Below are 25,874 nucleotides of genomic sequence, written 5' to 3' on the forward strand. Positions count from 1 at the left end.
CATGAGCACTCCTGTCATCGGCGTCCTGGCCCTCCAGGGCGACGTACGGGAGCACCTCGTCGCCCTGGCCGCGGCCGACGCCGTGGCCAGGCCGGTGCGGCGCCCCGAGGAACTCGCCGGGGTGGACGGGCTCGTCATCCCCGGGGGTGAGTCCACCACCATCTCCAAGCTGACCGTTCTCTTCGGCCTCATGGACCCGCTCCGCGCGCGCGTGCGGGACGGCATGCCCGTCTACGGCACCTGCGCGGGCATGATCATGCTCGCCGACAAGATCCTCGACCCGCGCTCGGGCCAGGAGACGGTCGGCGGGATCGACATGATCGTGCGGCGCAACGCCTTCGGACGGCAGAACGAGTCCTTCGAGGCGGCGGTCGACGTCACGGGCATCGCGGGCGATCCTGTAGAGGGCGTCTTCATCCGCGCCCCCTGGGTCGAGTCCGTCGGCGCGGCGGCCGAGGTGCTCGCCGAGCACGACGGCCATATCGTGGCGGTCCGGCAGGGCAACGCGCTCGCCACGTCGTTCCATCCGGAGCTGACCGGCGACCACCGCGTGCACGCCCTGTTCGTCGACATGGTGCACGCGAACCGGGCGGCGGAGTCCTTGTAGGATCTCTGGCGTTCGTTGCAGGGATGGGTTACGCGAAGGAGACAGGCAGATGTCCGGCCACTCTAAATGGGCCACGACGAAGCACAAGAAGGCCGTGATCGATGCCAAGCGCGGCAAGCTCTTCGCGAAGCTGATCAAGAACATCGAGGTCGCGGCGCGGATGGGCGGTGTCGACCTCGAGGGCAACCCGACGCTCTACGACGCCGTCCAGAAGGCGAAGAAGCAGTCGGTCCCGAACAAGAACATCGACTCCGCGATCAAGCGCGGCGGTGGCCTTGAGGCCGGTGGCGCCGACTACGAGACGATCATGTACGAGGGCTACGGCCCGAACGGCGTCGCGGTGCTCATCGAGTGCCTCACCGACAACCGCAACCGCGCCGCCTCCGACGTCCGCGTCGCCATGACCCGCAACGGCGGCTCCATGGCCGACCCGGGCTCGGTGTCGTACCTGTTCAACCGCAAGGGCGTCGTCATCGTCCCCAAGGGCGAGCTGTCCGAGGACGACGTCCTGGGCGCCGTCCTGGACGCGGGCGCCGAGGAGGTCAACGACCTCGGCGAGTCCTTCGAGGTGCTCAGCGAGGCCACCGACCTGGTCGCGGTCCGCTCCGCCCTCCAGGACGCCGGGATCGACTACGACTCCGCCGAGGCCAACTTCGTCCCGACCATGCAGGTCGAGCTGGACGAGGAGGGCGCCAAGAAGATCTTCAAGCTGATCGACGCGCTGGAGGACAGCGACGACGTGCAGAACGTCTTCGCCAACTTCGACGTCAGCGACGAGGTCATGGAGAAGGTCGACGCGTAACCCCGCGACGAGCTGCACGGGCGCATGGGCCGACGGGACACACCCGTCGGCCCGTCCTTTTGCGGGGCGTTGTCGGTGGCACCCGATAGCCTGCACAAACAACAGATCGAACGGAGGGGCGCGTGCGCGTGCTGGGGGTGGACCCGGGGCTGACCCGCTGCGGCATCGGGGTGGTCGAGGGCGTCGCGGGGCGCCCGCTCACGATGCTCGGCGTCGGCGTCGTCCGCACCCCCGCGGACGCGGAGCCGGCCCTCAGGCTGGTCGCCGTGGAGCAGGGCATCGAGGCCTGGCTCGACGAGCACCGTCCCGAGTACGTGGCCGTGGAGCGCGTCTTCAGCCAGCACAACGTGCGCACCGTGATGGGTACGGCCCAGGCCAGCGCCGTCGCCATGCTCTGCGCGGCCCGCCGGGGCATTCCGGTCGCGCTGCACACCCCCAGCGAGGTCAAGGCCGCCGTCACCGGCTCAGGCCGCGCCGACAAGGCCCAGGTCGGCGCCATGGTCACCCGGTTGCTGCGGCTCGACGCGCCCCCGAAGCCCGCCGACGCCGCCGACGCCCTCGCCCTGGCCATCTGCCACATCTGGCGCGCCCCCGCGCAGAACCGACTCCAGCAGGCCGTGGCCCTGCACGCAGCCACAGCACCGAAAGGCCGTACGGCATGATCGCCTTCGTGAGCGGCACGGTCGCCGCACTCGCTCCCGACACCGCCGTCGTCGAGGTGGGCGGTGTCGGCATGGCCGTCCAGTGCACACCGAACACGCTCTCCACGCTCCGTCTGGGACAGCCCGCCAAGCTCGCCACCTCCCTGGTGGTGCGGGAGGACTCGCTGACCCTGTACGGCTTCGTGGACGACGACGAGCGCCAGGTCTTCGAACTGCTCCAGACCGCCAGCGGCGTCGGCCCCCGCCTCGCCCAGGCCATGCTCGCCGTGCACACTCCCGACGCCCTGCGCCGGGCGGTCTCCACGGGCGACGAGAAGGCGCTCGTCGCCGTACCCGGCATCGGCAAGAAGGGCGCGCAGAAGCTGCTCCTTGAGCTCAAGGACCGGCTCGGCGCCCCGGTCGGCGCCCCAGCGGTCGGCGCCGCGGTCACCCAGGGCTGGCGCGACCAACTGCACGCCGCCCTGATCGGCCTCGGGTACGCGACCCGCGAGGCCGACGAAGCGGTCGCCGCCGTGACTCCGCAGGCCGAGTCGGCCGATGGCGCCCCGCAGGTCGGACAGCTGCTGAAGGCCGCCCTCCAGACCCTCAACCGCGCCCGCTGACCACCTGCGCCACGCAGCTAGGAGACCTCAGTGAACTGGGACGACTCGACCGGCACCCCCGCTCCCGAGGGGCTCGCCGGCCCCGAGCGGCTGGTGGGCTCGGTCGCCGACGGCGAGGACCAGGCCGTCGAGGCCGCCCTGCGCCCCAAGGACCTGGGCGAGTTCATCGGCCAGGAGAAGGTCCGTGAGCAGCTCGACCTCGTCCTGCGCGCCGCACGCGCGCGTGGCGCCACCGCCGACCACGTGCTGCTCTCCGGCGCCCCCGGCCTGGGCAAGACCACCCTTTCGATGATCATCGCGGCGGAGATGGGCGCCCCGATCCGTATCACCAGCGGCCCCGCCATCCAGCACGCCGGTGACCTCGCCGCGATCCTCTCCTCGCTCCAGGAGAGCGAGGTCCTCTTCCTCGACGAGATCCACCGCATGTCCCGGCCCGCCGAGGAGATGCTCTACATGGCGATGGAGGACTTCCGCGTCGACGTCATCGTCGGCAAGGGCCCCGGCGCCACCGCCATCCCGCTCGAACTGCCGCCGTTCACCCTGGTCGGCGCCACCACGCGCGCGGGCCTGCTGCCGCCCCCGCTGCGCGACCGCTTCGGCTTCACCGCTCACATGGAGTTCTACGAGCCCGCCGAACTGGAGCGCGTCGTGCACCGCTCGGCCCGGCTGCTCGACGTCGAGATCGAGCCCGCGGGCGCGGCCGAGATCGCCGGCCGGTCGCGCGGCACGCCCCGTATCGCCAACCGCCTGCTGCGCCGCGTCCGGGACTACGCGCAGGTCAAGGCCGATGGCCTCATCACGCCCGAGATCGCCGGAGCGGCCCTCGCCGTGTACGAGGTCGACGCGCGCGGCCTCGACCGCCTCGACCGCGCCGTCCTGACGGCCCTGCTGAAGCTGTTCGGCGGCGGCCCGGTCGGCCTGTCCACCCTGGCCGTCGCCGTGGGGGAGGAGCGGGAGACGGTGGAGGAGGTCGCCGAGCCCTTCCTGGTCCGCGAGGGCCTGCTGGCCCGCACCCCGCGCGGCCGGATCGCCACGCCCGCGGCATGGGCGCATCTCGGCCTCACCCCGCCCCGGTCGGCGCCCGCGGGAAACGGACAACAGAACCTGTTCGGGGCGTGACGGCGAGCGCATTGGCCGGGGCAGGAACCCAGGTGCCATGCTGAGCGTTGTTCCATGCGCGCGGACTCGCTTAGACTCCGCCGATGCCGCCTTCGCGGGCGGCGCCGTCCACACCCCCAGCCACCAGGCCGCTGTCCGCCGCGGTCGTGCGAAGGAAAACCCGTCCCGTGAATACCTTGACCCTTCTCCCGTTCATCGTGCTCATCGCGGCCATGTTCCTGATGACGCGCTCGGCCAAGAAGAAGCAGCAACAGGCCAATGACATGCGGAACCAGATGCAGCCCGGTTCCGGCGTCCGCACGATCGGGGGCATGTACGCGACGGTCAAGGAGGTCAGCGAGGACACGGTCCTCCTCGACGCCGGCCCGGGCGTCGAGCTCCTCTTCGCGAAGAACGCCATCGGCGCCGTCCTCACCGACGACGAGTACAACCGCATCGTGCACGGCATCGAGCACGACCTGAAGTCCGACGCCGACATCGTCCCGGACGACGCCTCCTCCCTCACCGAGGCCGACGGGCCCGCCGACGCTGCCGCCTCCGACCAGGCCGTCGACCTCGGCAAGAAGGACGCGGCCGAGGAGCCCGCCGCCGACGCGAAGGCGGACCCGGAGCCGAAGGCGGACGCGGAGCCCGAGGCGGACGTCGAGGCGAAGAAGACCGACGGCAGCTCCGACGCGAAGTAGTCACGTCCAAGGGCACGCGGTTCCGGCTCGCGCGCCCCACGACGTCTGCTTCTCACAGGGGGTTCCGAACCACGTCATGGCCGCTGCCGCGCCCACCCGGCGCGGGGCGGCCCGAGAGGGAGTACGAAAAGGTGGCAGCACCTAAGAAGGGCCGGAACGCGAGTCCCCAGAGCAAGCCGGGGCGCTCGCTGGCCCTCATCCTGATCGCCATCGTGGCGCTCACCGGTGGCATGTTCGCCTCCGGGCACACCACCCCACGTCTCGGCATCGACCTTGCCGGCGGCACGAGCATCACGCTCCAGGCCAAGGCCGACCAGGGGTCCGCGATCAACAAGGCCAACATGGACACCGCGGTCGAGATCATGAACCGCCGTGTCAACGGCCTGGGTGTCTCCGAGGCGGAGGTGCAGACCCAGGGGACGAGCAACATCATCGTCAACATCCCCAAGGGCACCAACTCCGAAGAGGCCCGCCAGCAGGTCGGCACCACCGCGAAGCTGTACTTCCGCCCGGTCCTGGCCAGCGAGCCCAGCGGCGCCGCCGCCTCGCCGAGCGCCTCGCCGAGCAGCTCCTCCAGCGGTGGCGCCTCGCCGTCGCCGTCCGGCAGCGCCTCGGCGGAGGAGAAGGCGTCCTCGTCCTCCGCGTCGCCCTCGTCCTCCGCGACCTCCCAGGGCCGGGCCGTCACCGACGCGCTGAAGGCCGACGCCACCCCGTCCGCGACCTCGAGTGCGGCGGACTCCGCGAGCCCCTCCGCGAGCGGCGGCACCGGCTCCTCCGGCAACAAGCTGGAGGACCAGTACGCCAAGCTGGACTGCTCCAAGTCGGCCGACCGGGCCACCGCCGGGAAGACGGCCAAGCCTTCCGAGTCCACCGTGGCCTGCGGCGACATCGGCGGCGCCTGGTACAAGTACATGCTCGGCCCGGCCGCCGTCGACGGCACCGAGGTCAAGAAGGCGCAGGCGGTCTTCGACACGCAGACCGCGTCCGGCTGGCAGGTCCAGATGAACTTCAGCTCCACCGGAGCGAAGAAGTTCGCCGACATCACCGGCCAGCTCGCCAAGAACTCCACCCCGCAGAACCAGTTCGGCATCGTCCTCGACGGCGAGGTCGTCTCCAGCCCGTACGTCAGCCAGTCCATCAGCGGCGGCCAGGCGGAGATCTCCGGCAGTTTCACCCAGGAAGAGGCCCAGAGCCTCGCCAACATGCTGTCGTACGGCGCGCTCCCGCTCTCCTTCAAGGAGCAGAGCGTGACCACGGTCACCGCCGCGCTCGGCGGTGAGCAGCTGCACGCCGGTCTGGTCGCCGGCGCGATCGGCCTCGCGCTGGTCGTCGTCTACCTGGTGGCCTACTACCGCGGCCTGGCGCTCGTGGCCCTCGCCTCGCTGCTCGTCTCCGCGGCCCTCACCTACGTCATCATGTCGCTGCTCGGCCCGACGATCGGCTTCGCGCTGAACCTGCCGGCGGTCTGCGGCGCGATCGTCGCGATCGGTATCACCGCGGACTCGTTCATCGTGTTCTTCGAACGCGTCAGGGACGAGATCCGCGAGGGACGCTCGCTGCGTCCCGCCGTCGAACGCGGCTGGCCGCGCGCCCGGCGCACCATCCTGGTCTCCGACTTCGTGTCGTTCCTCGCCGCCGCGGTGCTGTTCGTGGTGACCGTCGGCAAGGTCCAGGGCTTCGCGTTCACGCTGGGTCTGACCACCGTGCTCGACGTCGTCGTCGTCTTCTTCTTCACCAAGCCGCTGATGACCATCCTCGCCCGCCGGAAGTTCTTCGCGCAGGGCCACAAGTGGTCCGGACTCGACCCGAAGAGCCTGGGTGCCAAGCCACCGCTGCGCCGCACCCGCCGTCCCGCCGGTCCTGCCGCCGGCTCTGTCGACCCGAAGGAAGCGTGAGCGATGTCGAAACTCGGCAACCTCGGCGCGCGACTGCACCGCGGCGAGATCAGCTACGACTTCGTCGGCCACCGCATGCTCTGGTACGGCATCTCGATCCTGATCACCATCACGGCCATCGTGGGCCTGGCGGTGCGCGGCCTGAACATGGGCATCGACTTCCAGGGCGGTGCCGTCTTCACCACCCCGAAGACCAGCGTCTCCGTGGCGCAGGCCGAGGAGTTCGCGAAGGACGCGTCCGACCACGAGGCGGTCGTGCAGAAGCTCGGCAGCGGCGGTCTGCGCATCCAGATCGCGGGCATGGACACCCAGAAGTCCGACGAGGTCAAGACCGCCCTCGCCAAGGACTTCAAGGTCGACTCGGAGGCCATCAACGCCGACCTGGTCGGCCCCAGTTGGGGCGAGCAGATCGCCAACAAGGCCTGGCAGGGCCTGGCGATCTTCATGGTGCTCGTCGTGATCTACCTGGCGATCGCCTTCGAGTGGCGGATGGCCATCGCGGCGCTCATCGCGCTGATCCACGACATCACCATCACGACCGGTATCTACGCCCTGGTCGGCTTCGAGGTCACGCCCGGCACGATCATCGGTCTGCTGACCATCCTCGGTTACTCGCTGTACGACACGGTCGTCGTCTTCGACAGCCTCAAGGAGCAGACGAAGGACATCACGAAGCAGACCCGCTTCACCTACAGCGAGATCGCCAACCAGTCGATCAACGGCACCCTGGTCCGCTCCGTCAACACCACGGTGGTCGCGCTGCTGCCGGTCGCGGGCCTGTTGTTCATCGGCGGCGGCTTCCTCGGCGCCGGCACGCTCAACGACATCTCGCTGTCGCTGTTCGTCGGCCTCGCGGCCGGTGCGTACTCCTCGATCTTCATCGCCACGCCGCTCGTCGCCGACCTCAAGGAACGCGAGCCGCAGATGAAGGCTCTCAGGAAGCGGGTCAAGGCCAAGCGGGCCCAGGCCGTGGCCGAGGAGGAGCTGTCGGCGACCCGACCCGCGCCCGCCGACGCCCCCGAGGACGCCGCACCCGCCGTGGTGGGGCCGCGCAACCAGCCCGCGTCCCGTAACCGGGGCCGTGGCCGACCCTCCGGGAAGCGTCGATGACCGACATCCAGGAGCTGCTGCTCAGCCGCATCCGCGATGTGGCGGACTACCCGGAGCAGGGGGTGATGTTCAAGGACATCACCCCGCTCCTGGCGGATCCCGCGGCGTTCACGGCCCTCACCGACACGCTGGCCGACATCGCCGGTGCCACCGGCGCCACCAAGGTCGTCGGCCTGGAGGCCCGGGGCTTCATCCTGGGCGCCCCGGTCGCCGTCCGCGCGGGCCTCGGGTTCATCCCCGTCCGCAAGGCCGGCAAGCTCCCCGGCGCCACCCTGCGCCAGGCGTACGACCTGGAGTACGGCTCGGCCGAGATCGAGGTGCACGCCGAGGACCTGACCACGGCCGACCGCATACTGATCGTCGACGACGTCCTTGCCACCGGCGGCACCGCGGAGGCCGCGATCCAGCTCATCCAGCGCGCGGGCGCCGAGGTCGCGGGCGTCGCGGTGCTGATGGAGCTGGGCTTCCTGGGCGGCCGGGACCGGCTGGCACAGGCGCTGGACGGGGCTCCCCTGGAGGCGCTGCTCCAGCTCTGAGCACCGGTTTTCCGGGGGCACGCGGAGGAGCGCGCAAGCCGCGCGACGACCGCGGGACACCCCCGTGAAACCCGTGGGACACCGCTGAGGCGGGCCCGGAGGAATCCGGCGCCCGCCTCTTGCGTTCCCTCTGCAGAAGGTCCGCACTTCGGTCTCAAGGGGATGCCGAAGCCCGGGATCGATACCATGGGGTTTCCGGAGCCTGACCGGGGGACCCGGATCGCGCACGAGGAGTCCTCTTGCCAGACGAGGCCCAGCCACTGACCGCCGCCAAGCCCGAGTCCGCCTCGGCGCCCGCGGCGAAGCCCGCGCTGCCCGCCAAGAAGGACACCCGCGGGCCGGTCGAGCACGCCCAGTCCGCGCCCGCCGACCAGGCGATCGAGCCCGTGCGCCCCAAGCCCGTCCCGCCCACGGTCCGCGCCGGCACCGGCCAGCCGGCCCGCTCCGGCTCCTCCAACCGCGTCCGCGCGCGTCTTGCCCGGCTCGGTGTGCAGCGCGCCAACCCGTACAACCCGGTCCTGGAGCCGCTGCTGCGGATAGTGCGCAGCAACGACCCCAAGATCGAGAACGCCACCCTGCGCCAGATCGAGCGTGCCTACCAGGTGGCCGAGCGCTGGCACCGCGGCCAGAAGCGCAAGAGCGGCGACCCGTACATCACGCATCCGCTCGCCGTCACCACCATCCTCGCCGAACTGGGCATGGACCCGGCCACCTTGATGGCGGGCCTGCTGCACGACACCGTCGAGGACACCGAGTACGGCCTCGACGACCTGCGCCGCGACTTCGGCGACGTCGTCGCCCTCCTCGTCGACGGCGTCACCAAGCTGGACAAGGTCAAGTTCGGCGAGGCCGCGCAGGCCGAGACCGTGCGCAAGATGGTCGTCGCCATGGCCAAGGACCCGCGTGTCCTGGTCATCAAGCTCGCCGACCGCCTGCACAACATGCGCACGATGCGCTACCTCAAGCGGGAGAAGCAGGAGAAGAAGGCGCGCGAGACCCTGGAGATCTACGCGCCGCTCGCCCATCGGCTGGGCATGAACACCATCAAGTGGGAGCTGGAGGACCTCGCCTTCGCGATCCTCTACCCCAAGATGTACGACGAGATCGTCCGGCTGGTCGCCGAACGCGCGCCCAAGCGGGACGAGTACCTCGCCATAGTGACCGACGAGGTCCAGGCCGACCTGCGCGCCGCCCGCATCAAGGCCACCGTCACCGGCCGACCCAAGCACTACTACAGCGTCTACCAGAAGATGATCGTCCGCGGCCGTGACTTCGCGGAGATCTACGACCTGGTGGGCATCCGCGTCCTGGTGGACACCGTCCGCGACTGCTACGCGGCGCTGGGCACCGTCCACGCGCGCTGGAACCCGGTTCCGGGGCGCTTCAAGGACTACATCGCGATGCCCAAGTTCAACATGTACCAGTCGCTGCACACGACGGTGATCGGCCCCAACGGCAAACCCGTCGAACTGCAGATCCGTACCTTCGACATGCACCGCCGGGCCGAGTACGGCATCGCCGCGCACTGGAAGTACAAGCAGGAGGCCGTCGCCGGCGCCTCCAAGGTGCGCACCGACGTGCCCAAGCCCGCGGGCAAGGCCGGCAAGGAAGCCGCCGCCATCAACGACATGGCGTGGCTGCGCCAGTTGCTGGACTGGCAGAAGGAGACCGAGGATCCGGGCGAGTTCCTGGAGTCGCTGCGCTTCGACCTGTCCCGCAACGAGGTCTTCGTCTTCACCCCCAAGGGCGATGTCATCGCGCTGCCCGCCGGTGCCACCCCGGTCGACTTCGCGTACGCGGTCCACACCGAGGTCGGCCACCGCACCATAGGAGCACGGGTCAACGGCCGCCTCGTACCGCTCGAATCCACCCTGGACAACGGCGACTTGGTGGAGGTCTTCACCTCCAAGGCGCCCGGCGCCGGCCCGTCCCGCGACTGGCTGGGCTTCGTCAAGTCACCGCGTGCCCGCAACAAGATCCGCGCCTGGTTCTCCAAGGAGCGCCGCGACGAGGCGATCGAGCAAGGCAAGGACGCCATCGTCCGCGCGATGCGCAAACAGAACCTGCCGATCCAGCGGATCCTCACCGGCGACTCGCTCGTCACGCTCGCGCACGAGATGCGCTACCCGGACATCTCCGCGCTGTACGCGGCGATCGGCGAGGGGCACGTCTCCGCGCAGAACGTCGTGCAGAAGCTGGTGCAGGCGCTCGGCGGCGAGGAGGCGGCCACCGAGGAGATCGACGAGAGCGTGCCGCCCTCGCAGGGCAGGGGCCGCAAGCGCCGCTCCAGCACCGACCCGGGCGTGGTCGTCAAGGGCGTCGACGACGTGTGGGTCAAGCTGGCCCGCTGCTGTACGCCCGTACCCGGCGACCCGATCATCGGCTTCGTCACGCGCGGCAGCGGCGTCTCGGTGCACCGCAACGACTGCGTCAACGTGGAGTCGCTGTCCCGCGAGCCCGAGCGGATCCTGGAGGTCGAGTGGGCGCCCACCCAGTCCTCGGTCTTCCTCGTCGCCATCCAGGTCGAGGCGCTCGACCGCTCCCGGCTGCTGTCGGACGTCACCCGCGTCCTGTCCGACCAGCACGTCAACATCCTCTCCGCGGCCGTCCAGACCTCCCGCGACCGCGTCGCCACCTCCCGCTTCACCTTCGAGATGGGCGACCCGAAACACCTCGGGCACGTCCTGAAGGCCGTGCGGGGTGTGGAGGGCGTCTACGACGTGTACCGGGTGACCTCGGCCCGCAGCAGGTGACATCACCCCGCAGACGGCGAGAGGGCCCCGTACGCGGCGTACGGGGCCCTCTTACGTGCGACGGGTGAAGCGGTGCCGGCTGTGTCAGCCGCCGAACTCCTGCAGGCCCTTCAGCGCCTGGTCCAGAAGCGCCTGGCGGCCCTCCAGCTCCCGTTCGAGCTTCTCGGCCCTGGACGCGTTGCCCTGCGTCCTGGCCTGCTCGATCTGGCCCCTCAGCTTGTCCACCGCGGCCTGGAGCTGACCGGTCAGGCCCTCGGCACGCGCGCGTGCCTCCGGGTTGGTCCGGCGCCACTCGGCCTCCTCGGCCTCCTGGAGCGCCCGCTCGACCGTGTGCATCCGGCCCTCGACCCTGGGACGCGCGTCGCGCGGCACATGGCCGATGGCCTCCCAGCGCTCGTTGATCGAACGGAAGGCGGCCCGCGCGGTCTTGAGGTCGGTGATCGGCAGGAGCTTCTCGGCCTCCTCGGCCAGCTCCTCCTTCAGCTTCAGGTTCTCCGTCTGCTCGGCGTCACGCTCGGCGAACACCGAACTGCGGGCGGCGAAGAACACGTCCTGCGCACCGCGGAAGCGGTTCCACAGGTCGTCCTCGTGCTCGCGCTGGGCGCGGCCCGCGGCCTTCCACTCCGACATCAGCTCGCGGTAGCGGGCCGCCGTCGGACCCCAGTCCGTCGAGCCGGACAGCGCCTCGGCCTCGGCGACCAGCTGCTCCTTGGCCTTGCGGGCCTCCTCGCGCTGCGCGTCCAGCTGCGCGAAGTGCGCCTTGCGGCGCTTGGAGAACGCCGACCGGGCGTGCGAGAAGCGGTGCCACAGCTCGTCGTCCGACTTGCGGTCGAGCCGCGGCAGCCCCTTCCAGATGTCCACCAGGGCGCGCAGCCGCTCACCCGCGGCCCGCCACTGGTCGGACTGCGCCAGCTGCTCGGCCTCCGTGACCAGGTCCTCCTTGGACCTGCGGGCGTCGTCGGACTGCTTGGCCCGCTGCGCCTTGCGCTCCTCGCGGCGGGCTTCCACGGTCGCCACGAGCTTGTCCAGCCGGGCCCGCAGCGCTTCCAGGTCGCCCACCGCGTGATGCGCCTCCACCTGCTCGCGGAGGTGACCGATCGCGGTCTGGGCGTCCTTCGCCGACAGGTCGGTGGTCTGCACTCGCTTTTCGAGGAGGCCGATTTCGACGACCAGGCCCTCGTACTTGCGCTCGAAGTAGGTCAGCGCCTCCTCGGGGGAGCCGGCCTGCCAGGAACCGACGACCTGCTCGCCGTCGGCCGTACGCACGTACACGGTCCCCGTCTCGTCGACGCGGCCCCACGGGTCGCTGCTCACAGCGCCTCCTCCACATGATGCCTGCGCAGGGCTTGTGCACCCCCGGGCATCGTCCACAGTTTCGTCACGGCCAACATAGGCGACCGGCGGGTTGCCTGTCCGCATCCCGCGCGACCGAAATTCCCCGGTGGACCGTCATGAGCGTCAGGACTTCGCGACCGTCGCCTTGTTGATCACGACCGTCGCGTTCGGAGCACCGTCACCGGCGCCCGTGTTCTCGCCCGCGTCGGCGATCTTCTTGAGCACCTTCAATCCTGCCTCGCCGATCGTCCCGAACGGTGTGTAGCTGGGCGGCAACTGACTGTCCTGGTACACCAGGAAGAACTGGCTGCCGCCGGTGTGCGCCTGGCCGGTGTTCGCCATCGCGACCGTGCCCGCCGGATACACGTTGTCCTTCAGGCTCTTGTCCTTCAGGTTCTCGTCCGGGATCGTGTAGCCGGGCCCGCCGCTGCCGGTGCCCGTCGGGTCGCCGCACTGCAGCACGTAGATGCCGTTCGTGGTGAGCCGGTGGCACTTGGTGTGGTCGAAGTAGCCCTTGCCGGCGAGGAAGTCGAACGAGTTGACGGTGTGCGGCGCCGCCGCGGTCTTCAGCGCGACGTCGATGTCACCGCACGTCGTCGCCAACGTCATGGTGTAGTCGGCCGACTTGTCGATCGTCATCGCCGGCTCCTTCTTCCAGCTGAGCTTCTCGACCGAGCCCCCGGCGGCCTTCTCGCAGGGATCGGGGGCCTTGCTCGTGGCCGAGGCGCTGGGCGTCACCTCCGCGTTCGCGTTGGCCTTGTCGTCGTCGTTCTTGAGCACTCCGGTCGTGTACAGCGCGAGGCTGCCGATGACGACCACGCCCAGTACCGACGCGATCACGGAGTTGCGCATGCGTGATTTGCGCCGCGCGGACGTACGCCGCTGCTGCTGCCGCAAGAACTTCTCCCGGGCGAGCTGACGCCGCCGCTGCTCCTGGCTGACCACCGGGTTCTCTCCTCATGCGTGTCGTGTTGTCGACCGGTACGCGTGTGTCCTGTGAGCCGACCGCTGCGTGTAGCCCCGTACCGTATATGGGTTAGCTGAGGAAACGGCAGCGCCGGTAGGCTCTGACAGCAGCGGAAGCCGCCCTTAATCGACACAACGAAGGACGATCGTGCTCATTGCCGGGTTCCCCGCCGGGGCCTGGGGGACGAACTGTTATCTCGTCGCCCCCGCCGCAGGCGAGGAGTGCGTGATCATCGACCCGGGCCACCAGGCCGCCCCAGGAGTCGAGGAAGCGCTCAGGAAACATCGGCTCAAGCCCGTCGCCGTCGTCCTCACCCACGGCCATATCGACCATGTGGCCTCGGTCGTCCCGGTGTGCGGCGCGCACGACGTGCCCGCCTGGATCCACCCCGAGGACCGGTACATGATGAGCGACCCCGAGAAGGCGCTCGGCCGCTCCATCGGCATGCCCCTCATGGGTGAGCTGACCGTGGGGGAGCCGGACGACGTCAAGGAGCTCACGGACGGGGCGAAGCTGGAACTGGCCGGTCTGGAGCTGACCGTGGCGCACGCGCCGGGCCATACCAAGGGGTCGGTGACCTTCCGGATGCCCGAGGCGGCGGACGTCCCGCCGGTGTTCTTCTCGGGTGATCTGCTCTTCGCCGGCTCCATCGGACGCACCGACCTGCCCGGCGGTGACATGGCCGAGATGCTCGACTCGCTGGCCCGCGTGTGCCTGCCGCTCGACGACTCGACCGTGGTGCTGTCCGGCCACGGCCCCCAGACGACCATCGGCCAGGAGCGCGCCGCCAACCCGTATCTGCGGCAGGTGTCCGCCGGCCTGGGAGCGCATGCCGACGCTCCCCGACGAGGAATGTGACGAGAGACCTTCGTGAGCACCTTCAGCGCCCCCAAGGGCACGTACGACCTGATCCCGCCGGAGAGCGCCAAGTACCTGGCCGTCCGTGAGGCGATCGCCGCGCCCCTGCGCAACTCCGGCTACGGCTACATCGAGACGCCCGGCTTCGAGAACGTGGAGCTCTTCGCGCGCGGTGTCGGTGAGTCCACCGACATCGTGACGAAGGAGATGTACGCCTTCGAGACCAAGGGCGGCGACCGGCTCGCCCTGCGCCCCGAGGGCACGGCGTCCGTGCTGCGCGCGGCGCTTGAGGCCAACCTGCACAAGTCGGGCAACCTCCCGGTCAAGCTCTGGTACTCCGGCTCGTACTACCGCTACGAGCGCCCGCAGAAGGGCCGTTACCGCCACTTCTCCCAGGTCGGCGCCGAGGCGATCGGCGCCGAGGACCCGGCGCTGGACGCCGAGCTGATCATCCTGGCGGACCAGGCGTACCGCTCGCTGGGGCTGCGCCAGTTCCGGATCCTGCTCAACAGCCTCGGCGACCAGGAATGCCGGCCGGTGTACCGGGCCGCGCTCCAGGAGTTCCTGCGCGGCCTGGACCTGGACGAGGACACCCGCCGCCGCATCGAGATCAACCCGCTGCGGGTGCTCGACGACAAGCGTGAGTCGGTGCAGAAGCAGCTGGCGGGCGTGCCGTTGCTGCGCGACTACCTGTGCGACGCCTGCAAGACGTACCACGAGGAGGTCCGTGAGCTGATCACCGCGGCGGGCGTGGCCTTCGAGGACGACCCCAAGCTGGTGCGCGGGCTGGACTACTACACGCGCACCACCTTCGAGTTCGTGCACGACGGTCTGGGCTCGCAGTCCGCGGTCGGCGGCGGCGGGCGCTACGACGGTCTGTCGGAGATGATCGGCGGCCCGGCGCTTCCTTCGGTCGGCTGGGCCCTCGGCGTCGACCGCACCGTGCTGGCCCTGGAGGCGGAGGGCGTCGCGCTCGATCTGCCGGCCTCCACCAGTGTGTTCGCGGTCCCCCTCGGGGAGGAGGCGCGGCGCGTGCTGTTCGCCAAGGTGACCGAGCTGCGCAAGGTGGGCATCGCGGCCGACTTCGCCTACGGCGGCCGGGGCCTCAAGGGCGCGATGAAGGCGGCCAACCGCTCCGGCGCGCGTTACGCCCTCGTGCTGGGCGAACGTGACCTGGCCGAGGGCGTCGTCCAGCTCAAGGACATGGAGTCCGGCGAGCAGACGCCGATCGGCGTGAACGAGATCGTGGCCGAACTGGAGTCCCGCCTCGGCTGAGAGATCGTGAACAGGAGAGGGCCTTTCGGTTCGGCGCGGATGACGACATCCACACCGACGGAAAGGCCCTCGGCATACCGAAGACGGCTCCCTGCCGCGGCCGAACTCCTCGCGCGCTTGCGTGCGTTCGCCAAGTTGCCAGGACCGCCGGCGGGCCGTCGGGTGGATCAGCTTGCGTGCCGTCAACGCGGCGGATGCCGATTCGTCCGGTCGGATGATTTCCCCTCGGGATCGCCACGCGCGCGTGGCGGTCGCCGGGTCGGTCCCGAGGACCGGGACCTCGCGCCGTCCGCCGCGGTCACCCCCCCCCGTACGGCCTGCGCAGCCCCCCGTACGTTCACCGTGAAGCCGTTCGCGTGTGCTGTGATGGCACCGAGGGTCGGCCAGAACCGAGCGCTCCGGGACGACCGCACGTACCTCCTTATGTCGAGCGAACGGTGGACGGGACCCTCGGTGCGGCACAATGGCCCCTGCCCGAAGAAGGTCAAACTCTCAAGCAGACGGAATCGACGTGATGAGCAAGACGACAGTCAAGGACGTCTCCACCGAGCCCGGGCCCGAGCGTGCCGACGGAGCGCGGTCGGAGGGCGGCAGCCGTGCCTTCGCCCTGCTGCTGGTGATCACCGGCGCGGCCGGTCTGCTCGCCGCGTGGGTCATCACGATCGACAAGTTCAAGCTGCTGGAGGCGAAGGTCGAGGGCAAGACCTTCACCCCCGGGTGCAGCATCAACCCGGTCGTCTCGTGCGGCAGCGTCATGGAGAGCAAGCAGGCCGCCGCCTTCGGCTTCCCGAACCCCATGCTCGGCCTGGTCTGCTACGGCATCGTCATCTGCGTCGGCATGAGCCTGCTCGCCCGGGCCCGCTTCCCGCGCTGGTACTGGCTGACCTTCAACTTCGGCACGCTCTTCGGCGTCGGCTTCTGCACCTGGCTGCAGTACCAGTCCCTGTACCGGATCAACGCCCTGTGCCTGTGGTGCAACCTGGCCTGGGTCGCCACGATCATCATGTTCTGGTACGTGACGTCGTTCAACGTCCGCAAGGACTTCCTGCCCGCCCCGCGCTGGCTGAAGGGCTTCTTCGGCGAGTTCACCTGGGTGCTCCCGGTGGTGCACATCGGCATCATCGGCATGCTGATCCTGACCCGCTGGTGGGACTTCTGGACCAGTTGAGCCCGGACAGGGGGCCGGCCGCGTTGTCAGTGCGGTGATTTAGGGTTTCAGCGTGGAACCCGACCTGTTCACCGCGGCGGCGGAAGAGCGCCAGGAGAAGGATCCGGCAGGCAGCCCCCTGGCGGTGCGGATGCGTCCGCGCACCCTCGACGAGGTGGTGGGCCAGCAGCATCTGCTGAAGCCCGGCTCGCCCCTGCGCCGGCTGGTCGGCGAGGGCGCGGGCGGCCCGGCCGGACCCTCCTCGGTGATCCTCTGGGGCCCGCCCGGCACCGGCAAGACGACACTGGCGTACGTCGTCTCCAAGGCCACCAACAAGCGCTTCGTGGAACTGTCCGCGATCACCGCGGGCGTCAAGGAGGTCCGCGCGGTCATCGACGGCGCCCGCCGCGCCACCGGCGGCTTCGGCAAGGAGACCGTCCTCTTCCTGGACGAGATCCACCGCTTCAGCAAGGCCCAGCAGGACTCGCTGCTCCCGGCGGTCGAGAACCGCTGGGTGACCCTGATCGCGGCCACCACCGAGAACCCGTACTTCTCGGTGATCTCCCCCCTGCTGTCCCGCTCCCTCCTGCTCACCCTCGAACCGCTCACGGACGACGACCTGCGCGGGCTGCTCCGCCGCGCGCTGGCCGACGAGCGGGGCCTCGGCGGGGCCGTCGCCGTCCCCGAGGATACCGAGGACCACCTGCTGCGGATCGCCGGCGGCGACGCCCGCCGCGCCCTGACCGCCCTGGAAGCGGCGGCCGGTGCCGCGCTCGACAAGGGCGAGCCGGAGATCGCCCTGAGCACCCTGGAGGAGACGGTCGACCGGGCCGCCGTGAAGTACGACCGCGACGGCGACCAGCACTACGACGTGGCCAGCGCGCTCATCAAGTCCATCCGCGGCTCCGACGTGGACGCGGCCCTGCACTATCTGGCGCGGATGATCGAGGCCGGCGAGGACCCCCGCTTCATCGCCCGGCGGCTGATGATCTCCGCCAGCGAGGACATCGGCCTCGCCGATCCGAACGCTCTGCCGCTCGCGGTGGCCGCCGCCCAGGCCGTCGCCATGATCGGCTTCCCGGAGGCGGCCCTCACCCTCAGTCACACCACCATCGCCCTGGCCCTGGCCCCCAAGTCCAACGCCGCGACCATGGCGATCGGCGCCGCCCTCGAGGACGTGCGCAAGGGGCTCGCGGGCCCGGTCCCGCCGCACCTGCGCGACGGGCACTACAAGGGCGCCGCCAAGCTCGGCCACGCCCAGGGATATGTGTACCCGCACGACCTGTCCGAGGGCATCGCCGCCCAGCAGTACGCGCCGGACGCCCTCCAGGACCGCGAGTACTACACCCCGAGCCGGCACGGCGCCGAGGCCCGGTACGCGGACGCGGTCGAATGGACCAGGAAACATCTCGGTCGTAAGCGGTCCTGAACGCCCTGTAGAATTCCCTGAAGCGCTGAGTCCCGCGCAGTCAGAGCGGGACAACCAGCCGGAGACCCAGTCCCTCGGGGCTGGCTCCAGGAGCGTCGCGCACCGTCGAACGGTGTCGCGGGCAGCCCACCACCACCCGGAGTCCGGGACCGGCCGGTGGGTCACTCGCGTGCTGCACGTATGTGCCCAGACCAGGGGAGCGGCTGCCCGACAGGTCCCATGCGGACCCGGCGGGATTCCCCGGCTGCGGATGCGACCTCCCTCAACGCTGACAAGCCGAGAACAACGAAAGAAGACAGAGACAGTGGCGAACCAGTCCCGCCCCAAGGTCAAGAAGTCGCGTGCCCTCGGCATCGCGCTGACCCCGAAGGCCGTCAAGTACTTCGAGGCCCGTCCCTACCCGCCGGGTGAGCACGGCCGCGGCCGCAAGCAGAACTCGGACTACAAGGTCCGTCTGCTGGAGAAGCAGCGCCTGCGCGCTCAGTACGACATCTCCGAGCGCCAGCTGGTGCGCGCCTACGACCGTGCGTCCAAGGTCCAGGGCAAGACCGGTGAGGCCCTGATCGTCGAGCTGGAGCGCCGCCTCGACGCGCTGGTCCTGCGTTCGGGCATCGCCCGCACGATCTACCAGGCCCGCCAGATGGTCGTCCACGGCCACATCCAGGTCAACGGCCAGAAGGTGGACAAGCCGTCCTACCGCCTGCGCCCGGACGACGTCATCCAGGTCCGCGACCGCAGCAAGGACAAGACGCTCTTCCAGATCGCCCGCGAGGGCGGCTTCGCCCCCGACGGCGAGACCCCGCGCTACCTCCAGGTGAACCTCAAGGCCCTGGCGTTCCGCCTGGACCGCGAGCCGAACCGCAAGGAGATCCCGGTGATCTGCGACGAGCAGCTCGTCGTCGAGTACTACGCCCGCTGATCACCCTCGGCGGCGGCAGTACCACCGGGCCTCGCGCCCTCGCCCGTCGCTTCCCACCGCACCGGTGGGAAGCGACGGGCGCTTTCGTCCACCCGTCCGCGTCCGCCTCTCGCCCGCGTCCCGGGCGGGGCCCCGCGGTGCCCGAGCGCAAGGCCGCGCTGCGTAGAATCGACGGGGCGCCGGGACGCCCTGCCGGAAGCCGAAATCCGGTACGGCCGGCCGGCGTGGGCGCGATAGGGTCGGATGGCGACTTTCGAGAGTGCCCGTCGAAGTGCCCAGAGACAGCCGATGGGCACCCCAGTGACAGCAGGGAGCGGTGCAGCGTGTCCGGTGGAGAGGTTGCCGGGATCCTGGTGGCCGTCTTCTGGGCGATCCTGGTGTCCTTCCTCGCCGTCGCCCTGGCGAGGCTGGCCCAGACGCTCAAGGCGACCACCAAGCTCGTGGCGGACGTGACCGACCAGGCCGTCCCGCTGCTCGCCGACGCCTCCGCAGCGGTGCGCTCCGCGCAGAACCAGATCGACCGGGTCGACGCCATCGCGTCGGACGTCCAGGAGGTCACGTCCAACGCCTCGGCGCTGTCGACGACCGTCGCGTCCACCTTCGGCGGCCCCCTCGTCAAGGTCGCGGCATTCGGCTACGGCGTGCGCCGGGCCATCACCGGGCAGCGCGAGGACATGCCCGGCAAGGCGCCCCGGCGTACCGTGATCGTGGGCCGCACCATCCCGTCCGCGCGGCGGGGGAAGCGGAACACCCGGGAAAAGAGAGACTGACCGAGCGATGTTCCGCCGTACGTTCTGGTTCACCACAGGCGTTGCCGCAGGCGTGTGGGCCACCACCAAGGTCAACCGCAAGCTGAAGCAGCTGACCCCCGAGAGCCTCGCCGCGACCGCGGCCAACAAGGCGCTCGTGACGGGCCGGGCGGTCAAGGACCGCGCGGTGGGCTTCGCCCTCGACGTCCGCGACAACATGGCCCAGCGGGAAGCCGAACTCGAGGACGCCCTCGGTATCCGCGAGGACCCGGAACTCCCCGCCCCGAGGCGCCGTGCCGCCATCGAGAACCGCAGCAACCCGACGTACGTCAACCCCACGACGTACTCGTACAACCGGAATGAGGACCACTGATGGAGTCGGCCGAGATTCGTCGCCGCTGGTTGAGCTTCTTCGAGGAGCGCGGTCACACCGTCGTCCCTTCGGCGTCGCTCATCGCGGACGACCCGACTCTGCTCCTCGTCCCGGCCGGCATGGTGCCCTTCAAGCCCTACTTCCTGGGTGAGGTCACGCCGCCGTTCCCGCGCGCCACCAGCGTGCAGAAGTGCGTGCGCACACCGGACATCGAAGAGGTCGGCAAGACCACCCGGCACGGCACGTTCTTCCAGATGTGCGGCAACTTCTCCTTCGGCGACTACTTCAAGGAAGGCGCCATCAAGCTCGCCTGGGAGCTGCTCACCGCGCCCCAGGACAAGGGCGGTTACGGTCTCGAACCCGAGCGCCTGTGGATCACCGTCTACAAGGACGACGACGAGGCCGAGCGGATCTGGCACGAGGTCGTCGGCGTGCCCAAGGAGCGCATCCAGCGCCTTGGCATGAAGGACAACTTCTGGTCCATGGGCGTCCCGGGCCCGTGCGGCCCCTGCTCCGAGATCAACTACGACCGCGGCCCCGAGTTCGGCGCCGAGGGCGGTCCCGCCGTCAACGACGAGCGGTACGTGGAGATCTGGAACCTCGTCTTCATGCAGTACGAGCGCGGCGAGGGCATCGGCAAGGACAACTTCGAGATCCTCGGCGACCTGCCGAGCAAGAACATCGACACGGGCCTCGGCCTTGAGCGGCTCGCCATGATTCTGCAGGGCGTGCAGAACATGTACGAGATCGACATCTCCATGGCCGTCATCGAGCGGGCCACCGAGCTGACCGGCGTCCACTACGGCGACGCCCACGCCTCGGACGTCTCCCTGCGCGTGGTCACCGACCACATGCGCACCGCCACCATGCTCATCGGCGACGGCGTGACCCCCGGCAACGAGGGCCGCGGTTACGTGCTGCGCCGCATCATGCGCCGCGCCATCCGCAACATGCGGCTGCTGGGCGCCACCGGTCCGGTCGTGCAGGACCTCATCGACATCGTGATCGGCATGATGGGCCGGCAGTACCCGGAGCTGGTCACCGACCGCGAGCGGATCGAGAAGGTCGCCCTTGCCGAGGAGGTCGCCTTCCTCAAGACGCTGAAGGCCGGCACCAACATCCTCGACACCGCCGTCACCGAGACCAAGGCCACCGGCGGCACGGTGCTGCCCGGCGACAAGGCCTTCCTGCTCCACGACACCTGGGGCTTCCCGATCGACCTCACCCTGGAGATGGCCGGCGAGCAGGGCCTGTCCGTGGACGAGGAGGGCTTCCGCCGCCTGATGAAGGAGCAGCGGGAGCGCGCCAAGGCCGACGCCCAGGCCAAGAAGACCGGCCACGCCGACCTCGGCGCCTACCGGGAGATCGCCGACTCGGCCGGTGCCACCGACTTCATCGGCTACACCGACACCGAGGGCGAGTCCACGATCGTCGGCATCCTGGTCGACGGAGTCTCCTCGCCCGCCGCCTCCGAGGGCGACGAGGTCGAGATCGTCCTCGACCGCACCCCGTTCTACGCCGAGGGCGGCGGCCAGATCGGCGACACCGGCCGGATCAAGATCGACTCCGGCGCCGTCATCGAGGTCCGCGACACCCAGAAGCCGGTCCCCGGCGTGTACGTCCACAAGGGCGTCGTACAGGTCGGCGAGGTGACCGTCGGCGCCAAGGCCCACGCCGCGATCGACTTCCGCCGCCGCAAGGCCATCGCCCGCGCCCACTCGGCCACCCACCTCACCCATCAGGCCCTGCGCGACGCCCTCGGCCCGACCGCCGCCCAGGCCGGCTCGGAGAACCAGCCCGGCCGCTTCCGCTTCGACTTCGGCTCCCCGTCCGCCGTGCCCACGGCCGTGATGACCGACGTCGAGCAGAAGATCAACGAGGTGCTCGCCCGCGACCTCGACGTGCGCGCCGACGTCATGGGCATCGACGAGGCCAAGAAGCAGGGCGCCATCGCCGAGTTCGGCGAGAAGTACGGCGAGCGGGTCCGCGTGGTCACCATCGGCGACTTCTCCAAGGAACTGTGCGGTGGCACGCATGTGCACAACACCGCCCAGCTGGGCCTGGTGAAGCTGCTCGGCGAGTCCTCCATCGGCTCCGGTGTGCGCCGTATCGAGGCCCTGGTCGGCGTGGACGCCTATAACTTCCTCGCCCGCGAACACACGGTCGTCAACCAGCTGACCGAACTGCTCAAGGGCCGCCCGGAGGACCTGCCCGAGAAGGTCTCCTCGATGCTCGGCAAGCTGAAGGACGCCGAGAAGGAGATCGAGAAGTTCCGCGCCGAGAAGGTGTTGCAGGCCGCCGCCGGTCTCGCCGAGTCCGCCAAGGACGTCCGCGGGATCGCCGTCGTCACGGGTCAGGTGCCGGACGGCACCACCCCGGACGACCTGCGCAAGCTGGTCCTCGACGTACGCGGGCGCATCCAGGGCGGCCGGGCCGCCGTGGTCGCCCTCTTCACGGTCAACAACGGCAAGCCGCTGACCGTCATCGCCACCAACGAGGCCGCCCGCGAGCGCGGTCTCAAGGCCGGTGACCTGGTCCGTACGGCCGCCAAGACGCTCGGCGGCGGCGGTGGCGGCAAGCCGGACGTCGCCCAGGGCGGCGGCCAGCACCCGGCCGCCGTCGGCGACGCCGTGGACGCCGTCGAACGCCTGGTCGCCGAGACCGCCAAGTAGCGGACGGGCGGGATCATGCGCAGAGGACGTCGGCTCGCCATCGACGTCGGGGACGCCCGTATCGGGGTCGCCTCGTGCGACCCCGACGGGATCCTCGCCACGCCGGTGGAGACCGTCCCCGGCCGGGACGTCCCGGCCGCTCACCGCCGGCTCGGTCAACTCGTCGAGGAGTACGAGCCGATCGAGGTCGTCGTCGGCCTGCCCCGCTCCCTCAAAGGGGGGGAGGGCCCGGCCGCGGTCAAGGTGCGCGCCTTCGCCCAGGAACTGGCCAAGGGCATCGCGCCCGTTCCCGTGCGGCTCGTCGACGAGCGGATGACCACCGTGACGGCCGGCCAGGGACTGCGCGCCTCGGGGGTCAGATCGAAGAAGGGCCGCTCCGTCATCGACCAGGCCGCGGCCGTCGTCATCCTTCAGCAGGCCCTCGAATCCGAACGGGTGTCAGGCAAAGTACCCGGCGAGGGCGTCGAAGTGGTCATCTGATCGCGATACGGTAACGTTCCGCGCGATGCGGTGGTGTTCGAACAGCAACCGCACAGCAAGAGGCGGAACGGGAGCCGGCGGCAGCCGCGTGACCTCCGCTTCGCGGCTCTAGGGGATCGATGACTGAGTATGGCCGGGGCCCAGGCTCCGAACCGTGGCATCCGGAGGACCCGTTGTACGGGGACGGCGGATGGGGAGGGCAGCAGACCCAGCCGGGTCAGCAGGCCCCCTACGGCGGCCTGCCGCAGCACCACCCGCAGCAGCCGCAGTACGGCGGCTGGAACCAGGAGCAGTCCGGGTACGACCAGCAGCAGTACCAGTACTACGGCGAGCAGGGCCAGCAACCGTACGCACAGCAGGGCAACGAGCACTACGCCGGTCATGACCAGCAGCAGTACGCGGGTCATGACCAGCAGCACTACCAGGGGCACGACCAGCAGCAGTACGCCGGGCACGGCCGGCAGCAGTACCCGGTGCAGTCCCCGCCGCAGTATCCGCAGGGCGGCTGGGACGCCACCGGCACCCATGGGCACATGCCGTACGCCGCGGACCCGGGCGACCCCTACGGCCAGCAGCCCGTGGCGTACGGCGCGGAGCAGCCCGACCACTACGGCACGCCCGACGCCTATCCGCCGCCGCAGCCGCCGGGCCGCAGACGACCCGAGCCGGAGCCCGAGACCGACTGGGATCCCGGCCCGGACGAGGGCGAACACGCGTTCTTCGCGGGCGGGGGCGACGACGACTCCGACGACGACCTCGACCACGACCCGAAGGGGCGCCGCGGGCGCGGCGACCGGAGGGGCAAGGCCGCGAAGGGCGGCAAAGGAGCCAAGAAGCGGCGCAACGGCTGCGCCTGCATGGTGGTCGTCCTGGTCTTCGGCGGTGGCCTCGGCGGGGTCGGATACTTCGGATTGAAGTTCTACCAAAATCGTTTTGGCGCGGCCCCTGACTATGCGGGCGGCGGCACGAACGAAACCGTGACCGTGGAAATCCCCAAAGGGGCCGGCGGTTACGAGATCGGGCGGCGGCTGAAGGACGCCGGGGTGGTCAAGAGCGTCGACGCGTTCGTCTCCGCACAGTCGCAGGATCCCGAGGGCGGTACGATCCAGGCCGGCGCCTATGTGCTGAAGAAAGAAATGTCCGCCGCGAGCGCCGTGAAAATGATGCTCGACCCGAAGAGCCAGAGTAATGTCCTCGTCAAGCCGGGCGAGCGCAACGCCCAGGTGTACCAGGCGATCGACAAACAACTCGGCCTTGCGGCCGGCGCCACGAAAAAGGCCGCCGAGAAGGAGTACAAGAAACTCGGAATGCCGAGCTGGGCGCAGAACAACAGCCGGATCCGGGACCCGCTGGAGGGCTTCCTGTACCCCGGCACGTACCCGGCCGCGAAGGGCATGAAGCCCGACGCCGTTCTGAAGCCGATGGTCGCCCAGGCCAAGGAGAAGTACGCAGCCTACGGCCTTGAGACAAAGGCCAAGGAACTCGGCCTGGCCGACCCCTTCCAGCTCGTCACGGTCGCGAGCCTGGTCCAGGCCGAGGGTAAGACGCACGACGACTTCCGCAAGATGGCGGAAGTGATCTACAACCGTCTCAAGCCCACGAACACCGAGACCAACCGGCTGTTGCAGTTCGACTCGACCTTCAACTATCTGAAGGGTCAGAGCAACATCCACATCAGCGAGTCCGAGATCAACAGCAACAAGGACCCGTACAACACCTACACCAACACGGGCCTGCCGCCCGGCCCGATCGGAAACCCGAGCGACGACGCCCTGAAGGCCGCGCTGAATCCGACCGACGACGGCTGGATCTATTTCGTGGCGACCGACGGCCAGAGCAATACGGAATTCGCCAAGACCTACGAAGAGTTCCAGACGCTGAAGGACAAGTTCAACGCGAACAGCGGCCGTTGACGCCGCCCGCCCGCCGCACTCGGCGGCGGGCGGCTCCGGTACCGTTGCGGCCCGATGCACAACGGGACGGCGAACAGCGGTGGAGCGGTGATGGAAAACCTTCGGTACAGGCGGGCCGCCGTGCTCGGATCGCCCATCGCGCACTCCCTCTCCCCGGTGCTGCACCGCGCCGCGTACGCCGAACTCGGGCTCACCGACTGGGTGTACGAGCGCTTCGAGGTCGACGAGGCCGGGCTGCCCGGCTTCTTCGAGCGGCTCGGCCCGGACTGGGCGGGACTGTCGCTGACCATGCCGCTCAAGCGCGCGGTCATCCCGCTGATCGACGAGATCAGTGAGACGGCCGCCTCCGTCGACGCGGTCAACACGGTCGTGTTCACCGAGGACGGCCGTCGCGTCGGCGACAACACCGATGTCCCGGGCATGGTGGCCGCCCTGCGCGAGCACGGAATCGAACAGGTCGACTCCGCCGCGGTCCTGGGCGCCGGCGCCACCGCCTCCTCCGCGCTCGCCGCCCTGGCCCGGATCTGCACCGGCGAGGTCGTCGCCTATGTCCGCAGCGCCGCCCGCGCCGCCGAGATGCGGCAGTGGGGCGAACGGCTCGACGTCGAGGTCCGCATCGCGGACTGGGCCGACGCGGCCGAGGCGCTGCGCGCCCCGCTGGTGATCGCCACCACACCGGCGGGCACCACCGACGCGCTCGCCACCGCCGTACCGGAGCGGCCCGCCACCCTCTTCGACGTGCTCTACGAGCCCTGGCCGACCGCTCTCGCGGCCCGCTGGTCCATGGTCGGCGGGGCCGTCGTCGGCGGCCTCGACCTCCTCGTCCACCAGGCCGTGCTCCAGGTCGAGCAGATGACCGGCCGCGCCCCGGCCCCGGTGGACGCCATGCGCCGGGCGGGGGAGAAGGCGCTCGCCGAACGCTGACGCGTCCGCTCCACGTCCGCCTGCTGGACCGCCGACCGGGACTCGGCCGCGGACGTGGGAGGAT

Annotated in this window: 23 protein-coding genes; 21 read left to right on the forward strand and 2 right to left on the reverse strand. The window is 70.0% G+C overall.

Annotation, left to right across the window (positions count from 1 at the left end; all coding sequences use genetic code 11):
* Position 1 precedes the first annotated feature (1 nt).
* The 10 genes from pdxT (at position 2) to CTZ28_RS07125 (ending at position 10,769) form a co-directional block, all read left to right on the forward strand.
* Positions 2 to 607: a pyridoxal 5'-phosphate synthase glutaminase subunit PdxT gene (gene pdxT / locus CTZ28_RS07080; RefSeq protein WP_121888362.1), complete on the forward strand. Its 606-nt coding sequence runs from the start codon at positions 2 to 4 to the stop codon at positions 605 to 607.
* A 49-nt stretch (positions 608 to 656) separates the two neighbouring features.
* Entirely contained in the window at positions 657 to 1,409 is a 753-nt protein-coding gene (locus tag CTZ28_RS07085; protein WP_121888363.1) for a YebC/PmpR family DNA-binding transcriptional regulator, read from the forward strand.
* Positions 1,410 to 1,531: 122 nt separating this feature from the next.
* Positions 1,532 to 2,071, forward strand: a complete 540-nt coding sequence (ruvC, locus tag CTZ28_RS07090) for a crossover junction endodeoxyribonuclease RuvC (RefSeq protein WP_121888364.1) — start codon at positions 1,532 to 1,534, stop codon at positions 2,069 to 2,071.
* On the forward strand, positions 2,068 to 2,673 hold the full coding sequence (gene ruvA / locus CTZ28_RS07095) for a Holliday junction branch migration protein RuvA (protein ID WP_121888365.1): 606 nt from the start codon (positions 2,068 to 2,070) through the stop codon (positions 2,671 to 2,673). Before ruvC ends, ruvA begins: the two co-directional genes overlap by 4 nt.
* A gap of 30 nt (positions 2,674 to 2,703) precedes the next feature.
* The gene (ruvB, locus tag CTZ28_RS07100; RefSeq protein WP_121888366.1) at positions 2,704 to 3,792 is read left to right on the forward strand and encodes a Holliday junction branch migration DNA helicase RuvB; all 1,089 of its coding nucleotides are present in this window, start codon (positions 2,704 to 2,706) and stop codon (positions 3,790 to 3,792) included.
* Between the two features lie 167 nt (positions 3,793 to 3,959).
* On the forward strand, positions 3,960 to 4,475 hold the full coding sequence (gene yajC / locus CTZ28_RS07105) for a preprotein translocase subunit YajC (protein ID WP_121888367.1): 516 nt from the start codon (positions 3,960 to 3,962) through the stop codon (positions 4,473 to 4,475).
* A gap of 131 nt (positions 4,476 to 4,606) precedes the next feature.
* Positions 4,607 to 6,370, forward strand: coding sequence for a protein translocase subunit SecD (gene secD / locus CTZ28_RS07110; protein WP_183154287.1), 1,764 nt, complete (start codon positions 4,607 to 4,609; stop codon positions 6,368 to 6,370).
* A 3-nt stretch (positions 6,371 to 6,373) separates the two neighbouring features.
* Positions 6,374 to 7,480, forward strand: coding sequence for a protein translocase subunit SecF (gene secF / locus CTZ28_RS07115; protein WP_121888369.1), 1,107 nt, complete (start codon positions 6,374 to 6,376; stop codon positions 7,478 to 7,480).
* Positions 7,477 to 8,016 carry an adenine phosphoribosyltransferase gene (locus CTZ28_RS07120; protein ID WP_121888370.1) on the forward strand — a complete coding sequence of 180 codons (540 nt, stop codon included), beginning with the start codon at positions 7,477 to 7,479 and terminating at the stop codon, positions 8,014 to 8,016. The genes secF and CTZ28_RS07120 overlap by 4 nt, the downstream gene beginning before the upstream one ends.
* A 239-nt stretch (positions 8,017 to 8,255) precedes the next feature.
* Positions 8,256 to 10,769: a RelA/SpoT family protein gene (locus tag CTZ28_RS07125; RefSeq protein ID WP_121888371.1), complete on the forward strand. Its 2,514-nt coding sequence runs from the start codon at positions 8,256 to 8,258 to the stop codon at positions 10,767 to 10,769.
* An 84-nt stretch (positions 10,770 to 10,853) separates the two neighbouring features.
* On the opposite strand, the gene CTZ28_RS07130 is transcribed toward CTZ28_RS07125, so the two are convergent.
* Together CTZ28_RS07130 and CTZ28_RS07135 are read right to left on the reverse strand one after the other, a co-directional pair.
* On the reverse strand, positions 10,854 to 12,083 hold the full coding sequence (locus tag CTZ28_RS07130) for a DUF349 domain-containing protein (protein WP_121888372.1): 1,230 nt from the start codon (positions 12,081 to 12,083) through the stop codon (positions 10,854 to 10,856).
* A gap of 144 nt (positions 12,084 to 12,227) precedes the next feature.
* Positions 12,228 to 13,049: a peptidylprolyl isomerase gene (locus tag CTZ28_RS07135; RefSeq protein WP_121888373.1), complete on the reverse strand. Its 822-nt coding sequence runs from the start codon at positions 13,047 to 13,049 to the stop codon at positions 12,228 to 12,230.
* Positions 13,050 to 13,218: 169 nt separating this feature from the next.
* On the opposite strand from CTZ28_RS07135, the gene CTZ28_RS07140 reads away from it, so the two are divergent.
* The 11 genes from CTZ28_RS07140 (at position 13,219) to CTZ28_RS07195 (ending at position 25,810) form a co-directional block, all read left to right on the forward strand.
* A complete protein-coding gene (locus CTZ28_RS07140) occupies positions 13,219 to 13,929 on the forward strand; it encodes an MBL fold metallo-hydrolase (protein WP_121888374.1) in 711 nt (236 codons plus the stop codon).
* Between the two features lie 12 nt (positions 13,930 to 13,941).
* Complete coding sequence (hisS, locus tag CTZ28_RS07145; protein ID WP_121888375.1) at positions 13,942 to 15,204, forward strand: histidine--tRNA ligase; 1,263 nt, start codon at positions 13,942 to 13,944, stop codon at positions 15,202 to 15,204.
* A 514-nt stretch (positions 15,205 to 15,718) separates the two neighbouring features.
* A complete protein-coding gene (locus CTZ28_RS07155; RefSeq protein ID WP_121888376.1) occupies positions 15,719 to 16,372 on the forward strand; it encodes a vitamin K epoxide reductase family protein in 654 nt (217 codons plus the stop codon).
* A 52-nt stretch (positions 16,373 to 16,424) separates the two neighbouring features.
* Positions 16,425 to 17,780, forward strand: coding sequence for a replication-associated recombination protein A (locus CTZ28_RS07160; protein WP_121888377.1), 1,356 nt, complete (start codon positions 16,425 to 16,427; stop codon positions 17,778 to 17,780).
* A gap of 304 nt (positions 17,781 to 18,084) precedes the next feature.
* Positions 18,085 to 18,699: a 30S ribosomal protein S4 gene (gene rpsD, locus CTZ28_RS07165; protein ID WP_121888378.1), complete on the forward strand. Its 615-nt coding sequence runs from the start codon at positions 18,085 to 18,087 to the stop codon at positions 18,697 to 18,699.
* Between the two features lie 323 nt (positions 18,700 to 19,022).
* Positions 19,023 to 19,469: a DUF948 domain-containing protein gene (locus tag CTZ28_RS07170; RefSeq protein WP_121888379.1), complete on the forward strand. Its 447-nt coding sequence runs from the start codon at positions 19,023 to 19,025 to the stop codon at positions 19,467 to 19,469.
* A gap of 7 nt (positions 19,470 to 19,476) precedes the next feature.
* On the forward strand, positions 19,477 to 19,821 hold the full coding sequence (locus CTZ28_RS07175; protein ID WP_121888380.1) for a hypothetical protein: 345 nt from the start codon (positions 19,477 to 19,479) through the stop codon (positions 19,819 to 19,821).
* Positions 19,821 to 22,493, forward strand: coding sequence for an alanine--tRNA ligase (gene alaS, locus CTZ28_RS07180; RefSeq protein WP_121888381.1), 2,673 nt, complete (start codon positions 19,821 to 19,823; stop codon positions 22,491 to 22,493). The genes CTZ28_RS07175 and alaS overlap by 1 nt, the downstream gene beginning before the upstream one ends.
* Before the next feature lie 15 nt (positions 22,494 to 22,508).
* Positions 22,509 to 22,973 carry a Holliday junction resolvase RuvX gene (gene ruvX / locus CTZ28_RS07185; RefSeq protein WP_121888382.1) on the forward strand — a complete coding sequence of 155 codons (465 nt, stop codon included), beginning with the start codon at positions 22,509 to 22,511 and terminating at the stop codon, positions 22,971 to 22,973.
* A gap of 119 nt (positions 22,974 to 23,092) precedes the next feature.
* Positions 23,093 to 24,886, forward strand: a complete 1,794-nt coding sequence (mltG, locus tag CTZ28_RS07190) for an endolytic transglycosylase MltG (RefSeq protein WP_121888383.1) — start codon at positions 23,093 to 23,095, stop codon at positions 24,884 to 24,886.
* A 90-nt stretch (positions 24,887 to 24,976) separates the two neighbouring features.
* Positions 24,977 to 25,810 carry a shikimate dehydrogenase gene (locus CTZ28_RS07195; RefSeq protein WP_121888384.1) on the forward strand — a complete coding sequence of 278 codons (834 nt, stop codon included), beginning with the start codon at positions 24,977 to 24,979 and terminating at the stop codon, positions 25,808 to 25,810.
* The last annotated feature ends 64 nt before the right edge of the window (positions 25,811 to 25,874 follow it).

Origin of the sequence: Streptomyces shenzhenensis (assembly GCF_003688995.1) — a bacterium.
Lineage (GTDB): Bacteria > Actinomycetota > Actinomycetes > Streptomycetales > Streptomycetaceae > Streptomyces > Streptomyces shenzhenensis_A.

Coding starts and splice junctions, on each gene's coding strand:
- pdxT (WP_121888362.1), top strand. CDS start 2: ATGAGCACTCCTGTCATCGGCGTCCTGGCCCTCCAGGGCGACGTACGG.
- CTZ28_RS07085 (WP_121888363.1), top strand. CDS start 657: ATGTCCGGCCACTCTAAATGGGCCACGACGAAGCACAAGAAGGCCGTG.
- ruvA (WP_121888365.1), top strand. CDS start 2,068: ATGATCGCCTTCGTGAGCGGCACGGTCGCCGCACTCGCTCCCGACACC.
- secF (WP_121888369.1), top strand. CDS start 6,374: ATGTCGAAACTCGGCAACCTCGGCGCGCGACTGCACCGCGGCGAGATC.
- CTZ28_RS07120 (WP_121888370.1), top strand. CDS start 7,477: ATGACCGACATCCAGGAGCTGCTGCTCAGCCGCATCCGCGATGTGGCG.
- CTZ28_RS07155 (WP_121888376.1), top strand. CDS start 15,719: ATGAGCAAGACGACAGTCAAGGACGTCTCCACCGAGCCCGGGCCCGAG.
- CTZ28_RS07175 (WP_121888380.1), top strand. CDS start 19,477: ATGTTCCGCCGTACGTTCTGGTTCACCACAGGCGTTGCCGCAGGCGTG.
- alaS (WP_121888381.1), top strand. CDS start 19,821: ATGGAGTCGGCCGAGATTCGTCGCCGCTGGTTGAGCTTCTTCGAGGAG.
- ruvX (WP_121888382.1), top strand. CDS start 22,509: ATGCGCAGAGGACGTCGGCTCGCCATCGACGTCGGGGACGCCCGTATC.
- mltG (WP_121888383.1), top strand. CDS start 23,093: ATGACTGAGTATGGCCGGGGCCCAGGCTCCGAACCGTGGCATCCGGAG.
- CTZ28_RS07195 (WP_121888384.1), top strand. CDS start 24,977: ATGGAAAACCTTCGGTACAGGCGGGCCGCCGTGCTCGGATCGCCCATC.